The 14901-nt window shown below is 68.6% G+C and carries 16 protein-coding genes and 2 pseudogenes; 11 read left to right on the forward strand and 7 right to left on the reverse strand.

What is annotated here, in order from left to right; genetic code table 11:
• Positions 1 to 362: 362 nt before the first annotated feature.
• Together mltA and LT948_RS02900 are read right to left on the reverse strand one after the other, a co-directional pair.
• On the reverse strand, positions 363 to 1520 hold the full coding sequence (gene mltA, locus LT948_RS02895) for a murein transglycosylase A (protein ID WP_003082509.1): 1158 nt from the start codon (positions 1518 to 1520) through the stop codon (positions 363 to 365).
• Between the two features lie 86 nt (positions 1521 to 1606).
• A pseudogene (locus LT948_RS02900) lies at positions 1607 to 1792 on the reverse strand (LysR family transcriptional regulator); the annotation flags it as partial.
• Between LT948_RS02900 and LT948_RS02905 the strand changes: the two are divergent.
• A pseudogene (locus tag LT948_RS02905) lies at positions 1775 to 1923 on the forward strand (hypothetical protein); the annotation flags it as partial. The pseudogenes LT948_RS02900 and LT948_RS02905 sit on opposite strands and share 18 nt — an antisense overlap.
• A gap of 3 nt (positions 1924 to 1926) precedes the next feature.
• Here the strand turns inward: LT948_RS02905 and LT948_RS02910 are convergent.
• On the reverse strand, positions 1927 to 2814 hold the full coding sequence (locus tag LT948_RS02910) for a LysR substrate-binding domain-containing protein (protein ID WP_003133659.1): 888 nt from the start codon (positions 2812 to 2814) through the stop codon (positions 1927 to 1929).
• Positions 2815 to 2945: 131 nt separating this feature from the next.
• Here LT948_RS02910 and LT948_RS02915 point away from each other — a divergent pair, with 131 nt between their 5' ends.
• From LT948_RS02915 to LT948_RS02930, 4 genes are read left to right on the forward strand one after another with little or no spacing between them, the layout of a single operon-like run.
• Complete coding sequence (locus LT948_RS02915; protein WP_003086692.1) at positions 2946 to 3986, forward strand: agmatine deiminase family protein; 1041 nt, start codon at positions 2946 to 2948, stop codon at positions 3984 to 3986.
• Between the two features lie 3 nt (positions 3987 to 3989).
• The gene (aguB, locus tag LT948_RS02920; protein WP_022580209.1) at positions 3990 to 4901 is read left to right on the forward strand and encodes an N-carbamoylputrescine amidase; all 912 of its coding nucleotides are present in this window, start codon (positions 3990 to 3992) and stop codon (positions 4899 to 4901) included.
• Positions 4898 to 6010, forward strand: a complete 1113-nt coding sequence (locus LT948_RS02925; RefSeq protein WP_103119335.1) for an extracellular solute-binding protein — start codon at positions 4898 to 4900, stop codon at positions 6008 to 6010. Before aguB ends, LT948_RS02925 begins: the two co-directional genes overlap by 4 nt.
• Complete coding sequence (locus LT948_RS02930) at positions 6007 to 7125, forward strand: agmatine deiminase family protein (RefSeq protein ID WP_023094820.1); 1119 nt, start codon at positions 6007 to 6009, stop codon at positions 7123 to 7125. The genes LT948_RS02925 and LT948_RS02930 overlap by 4 nt, the downstream gene beginning before the upstream one ends.
• Before the next feature lie 16 nt (positions 7126 to 7141).
• Here the strand turns inward: LT948_RS02930 and LT948_RS02935 are convergent, their stop codons facing one another.
• Positions 7142 to 7747 carry an NAD(P)H-dependent oxidoreductase gene (locus LT948_RS02935; RefSeq protein ID WP_003133653.1) on the reverse strand — a complete coding sequence of 202 codons (606 nt, stop codon included), beginning with the start codon at positions 7745 to 7747 and terminating at the stop codon, positions 7142 to 7144.
• Between the two features lie 105 nt (positions 7748 to 7852).
• On the opposite strand from LT948_RS02935, the gene LT948_RS02940 reads away from it, so the two are divergent.
• A complete protein-coding gene (locus LT948_RS02940) occupies positions 7853 to 8461 on the forward strand; it encodes a TetR/AcrR family transcriptional regulator (RefSeq protein ID WP_003133652.1) in 609 nt (202 codons plus the stop codon).
• 38 nt (positions 8462 to 8499) lie between these two features.
• Positions 8500 to 9348, forward strand: coding sequence for an aminoglycoside phosphotransferase family protein (locus LT948_RS02945; protein ID WP_003133650.1), 849 nt, complete (start codon positions 8500 to 8502; stop codon positions 9346 to 9348).
• Between the two features lie 76 nt (positions 9349 to 9424).
• Here the strand turns inward: LT948_RS02945 and LT948_RS02950 are convergent, their stop codons facing one another.
• Both LT948_RS02950 and LT948_RS02955 read right to left on the reverse strand, forming a co-directional pair.
• Positions 9425 to 9775, reverse strand: a complete 351-nt coding sequence (locus LT948_RS02950; RefSeq protein ID WP_003086702.1) for a hypothetical protein — start codon at positions 9773 to 9775, stop codon at positions 9425 to 9427.
• 109 nt (positions 9776 to 9884) lie between these two features.
• Positions 9885 to 10691: an AraC family transcriptional regulator gene (locus LT948_RS02955; protein WP_003082516.1), complete on the reverse strand. Its 807-nt coding sequence runs from the start codon at positions 10689 to 10691 to the stop codon at positions 9885 to 9887.
• A 133-nt stretch (positions 10692 to 10824) separates the two neighbouring features.
• On the opposite strand from LT948_RS02955, the gene LT948_RS02960 reads away from it, so the two are divergent.
• The 4 genes from LT948_RS02960 to LT948_RS02975 are packed head-to-tail and all read left to right on the forward strand — an operon-like array spanning position 10825 to position 14236.
• Positions 10825 to 11022, forward strand: coding sequence for a DUF1656 domain-containing protein (locus tag LT948_RS02960; protein WP_003082517.1), 198 nt, complete (start codon positions 10825 to 10827; stop codon positions 11020 to 11022).
• 12 nt (positions 11023 to 11034) lie between these two features.
• Positions 11035 to 11943, forward strand: a complete 909-nt coding sequence (locus tag LT948_RS02965) for an efflux RND transporter periplasmic adaptor subunit (protein WP_003112442.1) — start codon at positions 11035 to 11037, stop codon at positions 11941 to 11943.
• Positions 11943 to 13982: an FUSC family protein gene (locus LT948_RS02970; protein WP_003133648.1), complete on the forward strand. Its 2040-nt coding sequence runs from the start codon at positions 11943 to 11945 to the stop codon at positions 13980 to 13982. The genes LT948_RS02965 and LT948_RS02970 overlap by 1 nt, the downstream gene beginning before the upstream one ends.
• Positions 13979 to 14236, forward strand: a complete 258-nt coding sequence (locus tag LT948_RS02975) for a DUF2790 domain-containing protein (RefSeq protein ID WP_003107483.1) — start codon at positions 13979 to 13981, stop codon at positions 14234 to 14236. The genes LT948_RS02970 and LT948_RS02975 overlap by 4 nt, the downstream gene beginning before the upstream one ends.
• Positions 14237 to 14257: 21 nt before the next feature.
• Here the strand turns inward: LT948_RS02975 and LT948_RS02980 are convergent, their stop codons facing one another.
• Positions 14258 to 14761, reverse strand: coding sequence for a thioredoxin family protein (locus tag LT948_RS02980; RefSeq protein WP_003086710.1), 504 nt, complete (start codon positions 14759 to 14761; stop codon positions 14258 to 14260).
• Positions 14762 to 14901 lie beyond the last annotated feature (140 nt).

Consider the following 14901-nt stretch of genomic DNA (forward strand, 5'->3'; position numbering starts at 1 on the left):
TTTAAAATAAGATACAAATTTCCCCTCACAACTATGAGAATTGGTAGTTGGCGAAAGGGCGGTATGAGGGGTGTCGAAGCGCGCCGGCTGATGGCTTTTTGCCGAGGCAGGCGGCCGCGGCTACGCCTGCCGGGGGTAGCACGGACAGGTGGTGTCGGGGGGCCTGGCCGCTGCGGCGAGGCGCGGAGGTCCGGCTGGCGCGGCGATCATCACAGAAGATTCTGCGGCGTCATTCATCGCTTGAATGGTTGCTGCCGCAAGCGCGCCCGGCGCCGTCGATGCTGGTCGGCGGTGTCGGGCGCTCGCTGGCGTTGCGTTGGCCAGCCGTCCCGGCCGGGTGCGTAGGCACCGGCCGGAGGTTTTCAGGAGGCGGGCAGCGGCGCACCCTTGGGCCATAGCAGCCAGAGCCGGCCCGGCTGCTTCATGTGTCCGGCGAGTTCGCCGGCGGCGTCGCCGGTGCCCCAGAACAGATCGGCGCGGACCTCGCCGACGATGGCCCCGCCGGTATCCTGGGCCGCCACCGGACGGACCACCGCGCTGCCGTCGTCAGGGCGAGTGGTGGACAGCCACATCAGGCTGCCCAGCGGAATCACCTTGCGGTCGATGGCTACGCTGTAGCCGTCGGTCAGCGGTACGTTCAGCGAGCCGCGCGGACCTTCGTCGCTGTCCGGGCGCAGGCTGAAGAACACGAAGCTGGGATTGCTCGCCAGCAGTTCGGAGACCCGCTGCGGATTGGCCTCGGCCCAGTCGCGGATGCGCTTCATGCTGATCTCTTCCTTCGGCACCAGGCCCTGCTCGACCAGCCAGCGGCCGACCGGCTTGTACGGGTGGCCATTCTGGTCGCCGTAGCCGATGCGCAGTTGCCGGCCGTCTTCCAGCTGGATGCGCCCGGAACCCTGGATCTGCAGGAACTGCAGGTCCATCGGGTCGCCCAGCCAGGCGAGCACCGGCGCGCTGGAGCCGTTGTCGCGGATCGTCGCGGCGTCGTCGTAGGGTTTCAGCACCCGGCCTTCCAGGCGTCCGCGCAGGCGCTTGCCCTTGAGTTCCGGGTAGACGCTTTCCAGCGCGACCACCACCAGGTCGTCCGGTACGCCGTAGACCGGCACCGGGGTTTTTTCGCCCTGGCTCAGGCTGCCGTGGTAGACCGGTTCGTAGTAGCCGGTGATCAGGCCCTGGTCGCCGTTGCTGGAGGAACGCAGGCTATAGACCTGCATCCGCTCCTGGAGGAACGCGCGCACAGCCGTCGGATCGGCGGCGACCGTCGTGGCGCTCGCACAGGGCTCGCCCCATACCGGGTCCTTGGCCAGCCGCGCGCAGGCCGAGCGCCAGGCATTGAAGCCGGCGAGCAGGTCGGCGTCGCTGGTGGCCGGCAGGGCGTCCCAGGGCACGCTGTTGTAGGTGGTGACTTCGGCGGGTTTGGGCGGGGGCTCTTTCTTGCCGTCGTCGCATGCCGTCAGCAGGGCGGCGAAAGGGAGCGCGCAGAGCAGCAGGCGGCGCCAGGGATGGAACGGAAACTTCACGCCAAGGACTTCCTGGTGGTTGATCGAAGCCCGCTAGCTTGGGCAAAGCGCAACGGTGCGTCAAACCGCGGCGACGACCGAAGCGTATCGCCGCGTTCCGCATGCCTGACGATTCGCGCCGGCGCCAGGTCCAGCACCGCCAGGCGACTGCCCGGCGCCTGGCGGCGAAGACTGGCGAGGATCGGCAGGAGGATCGCCGACTCGGCGTAGTCGGTGGCGGCGACGCGCCAGGTATGCCGCGACTGCGTCGGATCGAACGGCGCGGCCGGCGCCTCGATGACCTGCAGCGCTGCGCGCCGATCCCGTTCCGCCGGCAGAACGGCGGCGACCACCTGATCCCGGCGCTGACCTGCGCGACGAACTCACCCCGCAGCGGGTCGGTTTCGCCATGCACCTGGAGTGAGCGTTATCCGCGCCGTCCGGGGGCTGTGCGCGATGCTCCGCCAATGGTTTCTTCCAGCCATTGGCAGAATGCCCGGGTCAGGCTGTTGCGTTCGCTGTCGCGGTGCACCAGCCAGGCCCATTCGGGCCCGCGGACATTCTGTTCGCAGAGCGCGACCAACTGTCCGGCGGCTCGCGCGGGTGCGGCCAGCAACTGGCTGACCAGCGCGATGCCGAGGCCCTGGGTGGCGGCCTCCAGCAGCAGTCCGGGGTCGGAGAAGTTCAGGCCGGCACTGCGTTGGCCAACGTCCGCGCCGCCCTGTACCTGCCAGTGGCTCCAGTCCATTTCGCGCTCGCCGTGCAGGGTGCCGCGCCGTTCCGCCGGCAGCGCCAGCAGGTCGGGATGGCAGGCGGGGTAGAGGCGGTCTTCGAGGAGCGAGCGAAAGCTGCATTCGGCCTGGGCGCAAAGGTCGTCGCGGATGGCTACGTCGATGGTCTGGCTGGCCATCTCGGGTACCTCGTCGGTGGTCAATAGCCAGAGGTCCACCTGTGGGTGACGGCGATGGAAATCGCCCAGGTGCGGCACCAGCCAGTGGCGGGCGAAGGCCGGGGTGGTATTGACCACCAGTTGGTTGGGCTTGCGGTACTGGTCGAGGCGACGGACCCCCGCGGCCAGTTGCTGGAGCAGGGACTGGGTGGTGCTGAGCAGATCGAAGCCAGCGTCGGTCAGGCTCACCTTGCGTCCGTTGCGAAAGAACAGCGGTTGCTCGAGATAGCCTTCCAGGCTGCGGATCTGCTGGCTGATCGCCGACTGGGTGAGGTGCAGCTCCTCGGCGGCCTTGTGGAAGCTGCCGAGGCGGGCGGCGGCTTCGAAGCCACGAAGGGCATTCAGTGGGGGCCAGTGTTTGAGCATTGCTGATAAGCCGGGCTAATTAGGTTTGCGCAGAATTTATCGTTTGTTGAGCCTGATGCCTAGCCATAGCATCTCTTCAGGCAATCCACGCCTATTCCGCCAGATAAAAAATACTTACTGGAAGCCGACCCATGAATACGCTCGACACAGGCTGGCGCATGCCCGCCGAATGGACTCCCCATGCCGCCACCTGGATGGCTTTTCCGCACAATCGGATGCTCTGGGAGTCCGAATGGGGCGTGAGCCTGGCGGACGTACAACAGGACTTCGCCGCAGTGGCCAACGCCATCGCGCGTTTCGAACCGGTGAAACTGGTGGTCGACCCCGCCGCGCTGGACAGGGCCGGGGAGCTGTGCGCGGGCAATGTCGAACTCATCGAGCTGGCCATCGATGACAGTTGGTGCCGCGATTCCGGACCGAGTTTCGTCTGCCATCCGCAACTCGGGTTGGCCGGTGTCAGCTGGCGTTTCAACGCCTGGGGTGGAAAGTCCGCCTACGCGCAGGACGCCAGCCTGGCGCGGCGGATTCTCGATGGCCTCGGCCTGGAGTGTTTCGGCGTGCCGCTGGCCAACGAGGGCGGGGCCATCCACGTGGACGGCGAGGGCACGCTGATCACCACCGAGTCCGTGCTGCTCAATGCCAATCGCAACCCTGGCCTGAGCAAGGCCGAGATCGAGGCATTGTTCGCCCGCCTGCTCGGCGTGACCAGGACCATCTGGCTGCCCGGCGATCCCGACCGGGTCACAGGCGACATGACCGATGGCCATGTCGACGGCGTCTGTGCCTTCGCCCGGCCCGGCGCGTTGTTGCTGGACGCCACCCGCGACACCACCTCCGCCTACGCCGAGGTGGTGCGGGAGAACCGTCGCGCCCTGGAGCTGGCGCTCGACGCCCGCGGTCGGCGTTTCGAGCTGATCGAACTGTTCGATGCCGGCGAAGTGGCTCCGGAGGAGGGGGTGTTCTGTGCCTCCTACACCAATTTCTATATCGCCAATGGCGCGATCATCATGCCGGCCTACGGTGTCGCCGCCGACGACGCGGCCGCCGCGACCCTGGCCCGGGCCTTCCCCGCTCGCGAGGTGGTGCCGGTGCGCATCGACCACCTGGCCCACGGCGGCGGCGGCGTGCATTGCATCACCCAGCAGCAGCCGGCCTGGCCGGCGCGGAGGTGAGCGATGCGCCACCTGACCCTGGCCACTACCCAGTTCGCCTGTAGCTGGAATCTCGACGACAATCTCGACCGCGCCGAGCGCCTGGTCCGCGAAGCGGCTGCCCGGGGCGCGCAACTGGTCCTGTTGCAGGAGCTGTTCGCCACCCCGTACTTCTGCATCGAGCAGGACCATCGCTATCTGCGCCTCGCCGAAACCTTCCGTGGCAGCCGGGTGCTGGCGCGCTTTTCCAGCCTGGCGCGGGAGCTTGGCGTAGTCCTGCCGCTCAGCTGGTACGAGCGCGCCGGCAACGCGCGCTTCAACTCGCTGGCGGTGGCCGACGCCGATGGCCGGTTGCTCGGCGTCTACCGCAAGGCCCACGTCCCCAACGCCATCGGCTACCAGGAAAAGGAATATTTCAGTCCGGGGGATAGCGGCTTTCGCGTCTGGGACACCGCGGTCGGCCGTATCGGCGTCGGCATCTGCTGGGACCAGTGGTTTCCCGAGACCGCGCGCTGCCTGGCGCTGCTGGGCGCCGAGGTGCTGCTGTTTCCCACCGCCATCGGCTCCGAGCCTGGCGCCGCGCAGCTGGATTCCCGCGATCACTGGCAGATCGCCCAGCGCGGCCAGGCCGCCGCCAACCTGGTACCGCTGGTGGCTGCCAACCGGATCGGCCGCGAGGTCGCTTGCGGCGACCCGGCGCTGGCCATGCGGTTCTACGGTTCGTCCTTCATCGCCGACCACAAGGGTGCCTTGCTCGCCGCGGCCGGCCGCGACGAGGAGGCGGTGCTGGTCTGTGGCCTCGACCTCGAGGCGATAGGCGAAGAACGCCTGGCCTGGGGTGTCTATCGTGACCGGCGGCCAGAGCTGTATGGCCCGCTGATGAGCCTGGACGGGCGTGACCCGGCCAGCCGACACGCCTGGGAGGTGTCCCCATGAAACGTTCCGCGCGACCGCTGCTCGCCGCGCTGCTCCTGGGCCTGGGCGTGGCCCAGGCGGAAGAGAAAGTGCTGCGCCTGTATAACTGGGCCGACTACTTCGCGCCCGATACCCTCGCCGCGTTCACCCGGGAAACCGGCATCCGCGTGGTCTATGACGTGATGGACAGCAGCGAGACCCTCGAGGCCAAGTTGATGTCGGGGAACAGCGGCTACGACCTTATCTTTCCCGGCGATACCGTGGCCGAGCGGCTGATGCGCGCCGGCGCCCTGCAGAAGCTCGACCCCCGGCGCCTGGAGCATCTCGACGAGATCGAGCCGGGCCTACGCGAACTGCAAGCCCGCTACGCGCGTTCGCGCAACGCCGCGGTGCCCTACACCTGGGGCACCATCGGCCTGACCTTCAACCGCGAGCAGATCGAACGGCGCCTGGCCGACGCTCCGCTGGACAGCCTCGACCTGCTGTTCAAGCCGGAATTGGCGGCGAGATTCGCCGACTGCGGGATTTCCCTGATCGACTCGCCGGACGAAGTGCTGGCGCTGGCCCTGCATTACCTGGGGCGCGATCCGCGCAGCGGCAAGCCGCAGGACCTGGCCGCCGCGCTGGCCTTGCTGCAGCGCATCAAGCCCTACATTCGCAAGTTCCAGTCGCAGCCGGTGGCGCAACTGGTGAACGAGGAGATCTGCCTGTCGCTGGGCTACAGCGGCGATGCGATCCAGGCCCAGCGCGCCGCCGACGAAGCCGGCAAGGCACTGCGCTTCGTCTACCGGGTGCCGCGCGAAGGCACGTCTCTGTGGATGGACAGCATGGCGATTCCGGTCGACGCGCAGCACCCGGAATATGCCTATGCGTTGATCAACTTCATCATGCGCCCGCAGAACATGGCCGCGATCAGCAGCGCTACCGGCTACCCGACCTCCAGCGCCGGGGCGCGGGCCCTGGTATCCGCCGACATGCGCGACAACCCGGACATCTATCCGGACGCGGCGACCTACGCCCGGCTGTTTCCCGGCCAGGACATCCCGCAGCGCGACATGCGGGCGCGGATGCGCGCCTGGACTACCTTCAAGACCACCCGTTCCGATCCCGTTCCCGAGGACCCGAAATGATGACCCGCAGACATTTCCTCCAGCGACTCGGCGCCAGCGCCGGCCTCGGTGCCGCCCTCACGCTCGGCCTGGAGTTCGGCTCGCCGCGTGGACAGGCGGCGGCCGATCACTGGCACATGCCCGACGAGCACCTGCCGCAGGAACGGGTGTTCCTTGCCTATGCCGCGTCCCCGTCGATCTGGAAGGACCTGGCCGAGGACGTGAATCGCAGCGTCGCCCTGCTGGCCAGGACCATCGCCCGCTACCAGCCGGTCACGCTGCTCTGCCGGCCCGCGCAGGAGGCCGCGGCGCGCCGCGCATGCGGCGGCGCCAACATCGACTACCTGGCGTTGCCGCTGGACGATATCTGGGTCCGCGACTACGGCGGCTGCTTCGTGCTGAACGGGGAGGGCGAAGCGGGCCTGGTGGATTTCAACTTCAACGGCTGGGGCGGCAAGCAGCAGGCCGGCAACGATAGCCGCGTCGCCGGCGTGCTAAGCGAGCGACTGGAGGTCCGCTACATCGCCAGCCAACTGACCGGCGAGGGCGGCGGCATCGAAGTGGACGGGCGTGGCACGGCGATCCTCACCGAAAGTTGCTGGCTCAACGACAATCGCAACCCCGGCATGGACAAGGGCCAGGTCGAGGCCGAATTGAAAGCCCTGCTCGGCCTGCGCAAGATCGTCTGGCTGCCGGGTATCCGCGGCAGGGACATCACCGATGCGCATGTCGACTTCTATGCGCGCTTCGTCAGGCCGGGCGTGGTCATCGCCAATCTCGACAACGACCCGGACTCCTACGACTACGCCGTGACCCGCGAACACCTGGAGATCCTGCGCACAGCCACCGACGCCGACGGTCGCGCGCTGCAGGTGCATACCCTGTCGCCGCCCCTGAAGCCGCGCCGCGACTACTCGCGAAACAACCCGGACTTCGCCGCCGGCTACATCAACTACCTGCCGATCAACGGCGCGGTGATTGCCCCGCAGTTCGGCGACGCCAGCGCCGATCGCCACTGCGGGGAATTGCTGGGCCGCCTGTATCCGGGGCGGGACATCGTCCAGCTGAACATCGATCCCATCGCCGCCGGAGGCGGCGGCATCCATTGCGTGACCAAGCACATGCCACGTGCCTGAGTCGCCTGCGGCGGGCTCAGGCCGGCATCGGCCGCCGGGCACTGGCGAACAGCTCGGCGCCGATTCGCCGAGCCTGCTCCAGGTGCGCGGCTGGATCGGCGCTCTCCGATTCCAGCAACAGTTCGGAACGGACCACCCGTGCGCCGCAGTAATCGAAGATGCCATGGTCGATCTGGGTGCGCATCGCCCCGGCGTAGCCGTGCCGCTCGAAGGTGTCGGCATCGGCGCCGCCGACACCGACCAGCACCACGCGCAGGCGCTGCAGCTTTTTCCGCAGGTCGCCGCCGATGCTGTAGTCGAAGGCCCAGCCATTGGAGAACACGCGATCGATCCAGCCCTTGAGCAGGGCCGGCATCGACCACCAGTAGATCGGGTAGACCAGCACCAGGGTATCGGCGCGATCGATGCGCGCCTGCTCGGCGAGGACGTCGGCGGGAGGCGACGCCTGGCCGCGATGCACGGCGTGGTCGGCCAGGCCGAAGCGCGGCTCGAAGCCTTCCGCCGCCAGATCGGCGGTTTCCGCGGAATGGCCGGCGCGGACTACGCCTTCGGCGATGTGGGCGGCGAGGGCGTGGGTGAGAGAGCGAGGATGGTGATGGGCGACGACGATCAGGGCATGCATGGGCGAATTCCTCCGGGAATTGCGGGAAGGGGGGCAAGTCGATAGTCTGGGTAAAACCTACCTTTTGTAGGTTACCTTTAGTAAGTTACTTTTAGTAGGTTATCTATGTCAATGCACTCCCCAGACGACCCGTCGCCACGCCGCCGCCTGTCCCGCGACGAGCGCCAGCGCCAGTTGCTCGAGGTGGCCTGGCGGCTGGTCCGCGAAGAAGGCACCGAGGCGCTGACCCTCGGTCGCCTGGCCGAGCAGGCCGGGGTGACCAAGCCGGTGGTCTATGACCACTTCGGCACCCGCGCCGGCCTGCTGGCGGCGCTCTACCAGGATTACGACCTGCGCCAGACGGCGCTGATGGAGGCTGCCCTGGAAGCGAGCGAGGCGACCCTGGAGGGGCGCGCTGACGTCATCGCCCGCGCCTATGTCGACTGCGTGATGCAACAAGGCCGGGAGATTCCCGGGGTGGTCGCGGCCCTCGCCAGCTCGCCGGAGCTGGAGCGGATCAAGCGCGACTACGAGGTTCTCTTCATGGACAAGTGCCGCGCCGTGCTGGAGCCCTTCGCCGGCGGCGGACGGCTGACCGTCGCCGCTCTGCGCGCAATGATCGGCGCCGCCGAAGCGCTGTCGCACGCGGCCGCCACCGAAGAGATCGCCCCGGAAGAGGCGCGGCGGGAACTGTACGAGGCGATCGTGGCGATGGTCGCGCGGAGTCGTCGGTGAAGGAACCGCGTGCCCTGGAGGAATATCGCCGGGCGATAGTGGCGGCCTGTCCGGAGCTGGTGGACGCCACTTTCGCCATCCTGGCCTCGGGCTGGCATTCCACGGCGGTGGAGGTCGGAGGGCGCTGGGTGTTCAAGTTTCCGCGCGGCGCGGAGGCCGAGGCGGCGCTGCTGCGCGAGGCCGCCGTGCTACGCCTGGTGCGTCCGGCGGTGAGCCTGGCGGTGCCGGCGCCGCAGGTGTTTGCGGGACCGCCGCTGTTTTCCCGCCACGAGAAACTGCCTGGCGGTTACCTCCTGGGCGAGGACTATCGGCGCCTGGACGAACCCGCACGGCAGGCGGTCGGCGATGCGCTGGGGCGCTTCTACGCCGAGCTGCATCGACTGCCACCGGCGCGCATGCGGGCGGTTGGAGCCTTGCCGGTGCGTCCCTGGGAGTCGCCCGCGGCGATGCGCAGGCGCGCCTTGCCGCTGCTGCCTGCGGCCTGGCGCGAACGCGCGGAACGCTTGGTGCGGGAATATGCCAAGCTGCCTGCCGATCCGCTGGGTTCGATCTTCGGCTTCTTCGACGGCCATGGCTGGAACATGGCATTCGATAGCGAGGCCGGGCGGTTGAACGGTGTGTACGACTTCGCCGACGCGGGCATCGGTCCGCTGCACCAGGAATTCATCTATTCCGCGTTCATCGATGCCGACCTCACCGAGCGCATCGTCGCCGCCTACGAGCGCTTCAGCGGTCGGCGCCTGGAGCGTCGGCGGATCGCCTTGCTGACGGCGGCGCATCGGCTGTCGGAGTTGGCCGAGCTGGCCGACGAGCCGCGCCATCTGCCGGACATGCTCGCCGGCGCCCTCGACGGCCTGGCCCTGGCGGAGGCGCAGGGCCTGGCCTGATGAGGGGACGTGCGGTCGTGCTGGGCAGGACGGATATGCCCGCGTGCGGACATTCGCCGCGAAGTACCGCTACCGCTCAGAGATAGGCTTGCGCACGGCGCCGCGAGCGCGGCATGCGGTTCTTCCCGGACAATTCGTTGAGACGCGCCTGCCAGGCCTTGCGGGCGGCATCGCGGTCCTGGCGCTGCGCGGCGGCGGGCCTGGCCTCGGCTTTCGGCCGCGGCGCGGCCTTGTCGGTCACTGGCGCAGCGGCGGTGGGGGTGACAGGGGCACTGGCCGGAGCGGCGTTTTCCTGGGCCTGGGCGAAGGCGTTGGTGCGCCGGCAGGTCTTGCAACTGACCTGGCCGACGTCGCTCGAGCCGTTCACGTTGCTGTCGCCGCGCCCGCAGGCTGCCTGGCCGGATTCGCTCAAGAAGTGCGTAACCATCTGATCCTCCTGGAGAAAAAAGGGCGGCATTATTCCCAGAAGTGCCTTCGAGTGCCAGTCTCGGGGGAGAACAGCTGACGAACTGCAAGGCCGTTCCGTCGACCTCCGTTCAGTCGGCTGGCCGCCGCATGCTGTCGCGCACGTAGCGGGCCGGGGGGCTGCCGAGCGCCTTGCGGAACATGCCGATGAACGAGCTGACCGACTCGTAGCCGAGGATCTCGGCGGTGCGTTGCACCGAAACGCCGGCGGACAGTTGCTGCAGGGCGATGATGATCTGCAATTGCTGGCGCCACTGGCCGAAGGTCATGCCGGTCTCCCGGCGCACCATCCGCGCCAGGGACCGCTCGCTCATCGCCACTCGCCTGGCCCATTCGGCCATGCTGGCGCGGTCGCCGGGGGCGCGGGTCAGTTCGTCGGCGATGCGGCGCAGGCCGCGGTTGTCCGGCAGCGGCAGGTAGAGCTGTTCGGTCGGCGCCTGTTCCAGGAGTTCCAGCAGCACCCCGGCGAGACGTGCGAGCGGGCCGTCGTGCGGATAGTCCTGCGGTTGCGCGCTCAGGTGCAGGATCAGTTCGAGGACCAGCGGCGACAGGGCCAGGGTGCAGCAGTCGCTCGGCAGGCGTGCCGCCCCCGGCTCGACGAAGAGGAAGCAGACCTTGCCGTTGGCGGTGACCCGGTTGCTATGGGCGATGCCGCCGGGAATCCACACACCGAACCCGGCCGGCACCATCCACAGGCCATCGGGCACCGTGCAGGTGATGCCGCCGCGGCAGGCCACCACCAGCTGGCCCTTGCGATGCCGGTGCACCGGCACTTCGGTGTCGTTGTGCCGGGCCTCCAGCTGCAGGGCCAGGGCCGGCTGGCCGAGCGCGTCGGGATCGAAGCGTTGGGCGAGGTAGGTCTGCGGTTCACGGCTCACGGCAGGTCCTTTGGTTGTCCGAATTCGATTATTTTCTGGCTGAGTAGTCGATATTTGCAAATCGCCACGACCCGTAGCCTGTGCTCCTCAACCCGACAGGAGCGGCCGACCGCTCCGCGCCCTCGATACCCTGGTGCCCTGCATGCTGAGCGAAGTCTCCGTTTCCGGCCTCTACGTGCCGCCATTGTTCCTCTACCTGTGCCTGGCGATGCCGCTCTACCTGCTGCTGGAGCGCCTCGCCTGGCGCTGGCTGGAATGCGCCTGGCATCCCGGCCTGCTGCGTTTCTTCCTGTCGTTCATCGTGCTGTCCGTGCTGGTGCTGAAGTTCTGAGCCGAGGTCCCCATGTCCATCGTTCGTCTTTCCAAGGTGGCTGCGACCTTCGCCTGCGGCCTGCTCGCCCTGTGCCTGGCGTTGCAGTTGTGGCAAGCCTACGTGCTGGCGCCCTGGACCCGCGACGGGCGGGTCAGCGCGCAGGTGATTCGCATCGCGCCGGAAGTTTCCGGCAGCGTCGAGGCGGTGTTCGTCGCAGATAACCAGCGGGTGGCCCGCGGCGATCCGCTGTACCGCATCGATCCGCGCAGCTATCGCCTGGCCGTGCGCCAGCGCGAGGCGGAGCTGGAGCAGGCGCGGGAAACACTGCGCCAACGTGACGAGCAATGGCGCCGACGCATGCAGTTGGCCGGCGCGGTTTCGCGCGAGGAGGTCGCCAACGCCGGTCGCGCCCTGCGTATCGCCCGCGCCCGCGCCGAGGCCGCCGGGGCGGCGCTCGACCAGGCTCGGCTGGACCTGCGGCGCAGCGAGTTGCGCTCACCGGTGGACGGCTATGTGACGCAGTTGCGCGTGCAGCCCGGCGATTACGCGGCGGCGGGCCGGACCAACATCTTCATCGTCGATCGGCGAAGCTTCTGGGTCACCGGCTATTTCGAGGAAACCAAGCTGCGCAATGTACAGGTCGGCGCGCCGGCGACGATCAAGCTGATGGGGTTCGATCCGCTGCTCGACGGCCATGTCGCGAGCATCGGTCGCGGTGTCGCCGACCTCAACGAAAGCCGTGCCGACAGCGGCCTGCCGCAGGTCAGCCCGAACTTCAGCTGGATACGCCTGGCGCAGCGCGTGCCGGTGCGCATCGAACTCGACCGGGTACCGGCGGGCGTGGTGCTTGCCGCCGGCATGACCGGCAGTGTCGAGGTGCTGCAGGCGGGGACCGCGCGGCACTGGCGGCTGACCCGCTGGTTGCAGGAGTACCTTTGATGGCGGCGTCGGCGTCCGGCGGGCGCGATTGGTACGCGGCGTTGCCGTTGCCCTGGCGGACCGACAGCCTGGGCTACGTGCTGCGCAGCATCGGCGCTGCCGCTCTGGCGCTCGGCCTGGGACTCTACCTGCAACTGGATTCGCCGTTTTCCGCGGCGTCCACTGTGCTGTTGCTGATCAATCCGGTGCAGGGGGCGGTGGTCGGCAAGGGCTGGTGGCGCGCCGTGGGTACCCTGGTCGGCACGCTCGCTGCCTTCGTCCTGACCGCGCTGTTCGCCCAGAAGATGCTGCTGTTCGTCGTCGCCCTGGGTTTCTGGCTGGGTCTCTGCGTCGGCGTCATGAGCCTGGTCCGGCACTTCTACGCCACCGCCGCGGTGGTCGCCGGCTACACCGTGTGCCTGGCGCTGGGACCGGCCATGGTCGAGCCCGAGGCGGCCTTCGAGCACATCGTCACCCGCGCCTCGGCGGTAATCGTCGGGGTCTGCTGCCTGAGCCTGGTGACCGTGCTCTTCAGCCGCAGGACCGTGTCCGGGCGGGTGCGCCAGCGTCTCGTCTCGCTCTGCGCGGCGACGCTGGCGCTGGTCGCTGCGCGGCATGCCGGTGCGGCTGACGGGGAACTGGAGCGCCGTCGCCGGACGCTGGCCGGCGAGGTCTACGCGGTAGACGACCTGCTGGGCGTCGGTCGCGCCGAGTCGCGGGCGCTGAGCGCTGCGCTCCCGGCGATCCGCGGTGGCCTGGCGGCGCTGTTTTCCACGCTGATGGAGTTCCGCTTCGCCGGCGAGACGCATTGGGCCCGGCGCTTGGCGGAGCGTGGACTGGCGCTGCCGATGGCCGACGACCTGTGCCTGCTGGGCGGCCAACTGGAGCGCGGCGAGCTCGACTTCGCCGGCGCCGCGCGACGGCTCGCGAGCTTGCGCGGTCGCCTGGCGGCGATTCGGCGCGGACTTCCGACAGACCAAGCGGATGCCTGTCGCGAAGGGCTGTTCATGGAGCGTCTCGACGAGCAACTGGATGACCTGCAGGCCGCCCTGCGGGGGTTCGCCCGGCTCGACGGCCGGGCCCCCGCCGACGTCCGCCCAGCGGCCTTCCATCGACATTACCGCGAGGCCTTGCGCAACGGCGCGCGAGCCTGGCTGGCGATGCTGGTCGGCGGCGCCCTGTGGTTCCTCAGCGGGTGGGACCAGGGGCCGACCCTGCTGGCGGTGCTCGGCCCCTACTGCACGCTGCTGGCAGCCTCGCCCTTTCCCGCCGAGGGCACGCGCAATTTCATTCGCGGCACGCTCTACGCGATACCTGCCGCATTGCTCTGCAAATTCCTTCTGCTACCGCTGATCAACGGTTTTCCATTGCTGCTGCTGTGCCTCGCCTTCTTCTGGTCGTTCGGTATCCAGGCCACCACAGTGCCCAGGCGGGCGTTGCAGGGAATCGCCTACCTGATCGCCTTCAACACCCTGGTCGCCACCGGCAATCTCGCCCGCTTCGATTTCGGCGACTTCGCCAACCAGTCCTGCGCCTGGGTGCTGGCGCTCTGCATCAGCCTGCTGGTCTACCGCCTGCTGCCGAAGGACCTGGAACGGCATTCGGCGTCGCTGCTCGACCATCTGCGCCGCGAGACCCTCGCCTTGCTGCGTCGTCGCGCCGGTTTCGACGCGCATGCCTGGCAGGCCCGCCAGCAGCATCGCATCGCCCAGCTGGGCGCGCTGCATGGCATGGAACATCCGCGCAGCGCGCTGGCCCTGCGCCTGGGCTTCGTATCCCTGCAACTCGGCCGCGAGTCGCGGCGCCTGTGGCGCGCCCTGGCCGGGCTCGACCCGGCCGCCGCGGAGGCGCGGTGGATCGAGCGCGCACTGCGAGCCATCGCCGTCCGCCATCGCGATCCGCCGCTCGCCGCGCGGCACGCACGCCGTGCCGGCGCCCGCCTGGCGGCCGCCGGCGAGTGGCGCCTGGCCGCGATCCTCACCGACCTCGCCTGGTTGCTCCGGGCCTATTCGCAAAGCGTCTCGTCCGACGGGGCGCAGCATGGAGAAAAGACCTCATGAAAACCTCGTTCTTGCTGGCCTTGCTGCTGTCCTGCTGGTCCCAGGTCCAGGCGGCGGACGACGACGGGAAAGAGTTGCCGCCGATCGAGCGCTACGACTACGGCATGCCGCTGGACATCGAGCGGGTGCTTTCCGTCACGCCGGTGCCGGCCACCTGTGGCGTGGTGCCGCTGGTGATGCTCTACCGCGACAGCGCCGGACGCCTACATCGCTTGCAGTACCGAGGCCTTGGCGCGGGCTGTTCGCGCCACTGAGAAGCGGGCGCAGGCGCTGTCTCAGCGCGCCGCGCCTTCGATGATCGCCAGGACGTCGCCGATGGCGTGCTCCAGGTAGTCGCCCGCCTTGTACGCCGCAAGCGCCTGCGGACCGCCGTCGAGCACCGCCTGCGGCCGTTCGACGAAGCGTCCGAGCAGGTTGAACTCCTCGTCCAGCACCAGTACCAGCGGAATCGGGATTCGCTCCAGCGCCAGGCGCTGGCGCAGGTCGTCCTCGGCGCGGCCCTTGGAAATGATTGCCAGCTCGATATTCGGTTGCAGGCGCTGCGCGAAGTCCAGCGCGGCCAGGTTGATCTGGCAGTCCGGGCACCACATTTCCCCGGCGACCAGCAGGCGATAGCGCCGTTCGATGCGTTGCAGGCGTTCCGTCAGCGCGCTCGGCAGCCCGTTGCTTTCCAGCTTCTGCCGGAACCGCGCGACCGCGCCCTGTTCCGTGGCCAGGCCATGGCCGACGAAGGCGGCGAAGTCTTCTCCGATATCGAACAGTTCCGCGTAAGAGGCCATGCTGGTTTCGCTCCTGTGCTTGGGGAGGGATGGCGCGGCGGATATGCCAGGCAGTCGCGCCACGCCGGGGCGGCCAGGGTAGCGCGCTCGCCGCGTCGCGGCGAGCGCCGGCGTGCTCCGCCGGGTCTGGTCGTTAGCAT

It is taken from the genome of Pseudomonas sp. CP-1 (assembly GCF_021213715.1).
Lineage (GTDB): Bacteria > Pseudomonadota > Gammaproteobacteria > Pseudomonadales > Pseudomonadaceae > Pseudomonas > Pseudomonas aeruginosa.

What these genes read in the sequence shown, in the direction of transcription:
- LT948_RS02910 (WP_003133659.1), bottom strand. Translation starts at nt 2,814, where the DNA reads ATGCTCAAACACTGGCCCCCACTGAATGCCCTTCGTGGCTTCGAAGCC.
- LT948_RS02915 (WP_003086692.1), top strand. Translation starts at nt 2,946, where the DNA reads ATGAATACGCTCGACACAGGCTGGCGCATGCCCGCCGAATGGACTCCC.
- aguB (WP_022580209.1), top strand. Translation starts at nt 3,990, where the DNA reads ATGCGCCACCTGACCCTGGCCACTACCCAGTTCGCCTGTAGCTGGAAT.
- LT948_RS02925 (WP_103119335.1), top strand. Translation starts at nt 4,898, where the DNA reads ATGAAACGTTCCGCGCGACCGCTGCTCGCCGCGCTGCTCCTGGGCCTG.
- LT948_RS02930 (WP_023094820.1), top strand. Translation starts at nt 6,007, where the DNA reads ATGATGACCCGCAGACATTTCCTCCAGCGACTCGGCGCCAGCGCCGGC.
- LT948_RS02935 (WP_003133653.1), bottom strand. Translation starts at nt 7,747, where the DNA reads ATGCATGCCCTGATCGTCGTCGCCCATCACCATCCTCGCTCTCTCACC.
- LT948_RS02940 (WP_003133652.1), top strand. Translation starts at nt 7,853, where the DNA reads ATGTCAATGCACTCCCCAGACGACCCGTCGCCACGCCGCCGCCTGTCC.
- LT948_RS02950 (WP_003086702.1), bottom strand. Translation starts at nt 9,775, where the DNA reads ATGGTTACGCACTTCTTGAGCGAATCCGGCCAGGCAGCCTGCGGGCGC.
- LT948_RS02965 (WP_003112442.1), top strand. Translation starts at nt 11,035, where the DNA reads ATGTCCATCGTTCGTCTTTCCAAGGTGGCTGCGACCTTCGCCTGCGGC.
- LT948_RS02970 (WP_003133648.1), top strand. Translation starts at nt 11,943, where the DNA reads ATGGCGGCGTCGGCGTCCGGCGGGCGCGATTGGTACGCGGCGTTGCCG.
- LT948_RS02975 (WP_003107483.1), top strand. Translation starts at nt 13,979, where the DNA reads ATGAAAACCTCGTTCTTGCTGGCCTTGCTGCTGTCCTGCTGGTCCCAG.
- LT948_RS02980 (WP_003086710.1), bottom strand. Translation starts at nt 14,761, where the DNA reads ATGGCCTCTTACGCGGAACTGTTCGATATCGGAGAAGACTTCGCCGCC.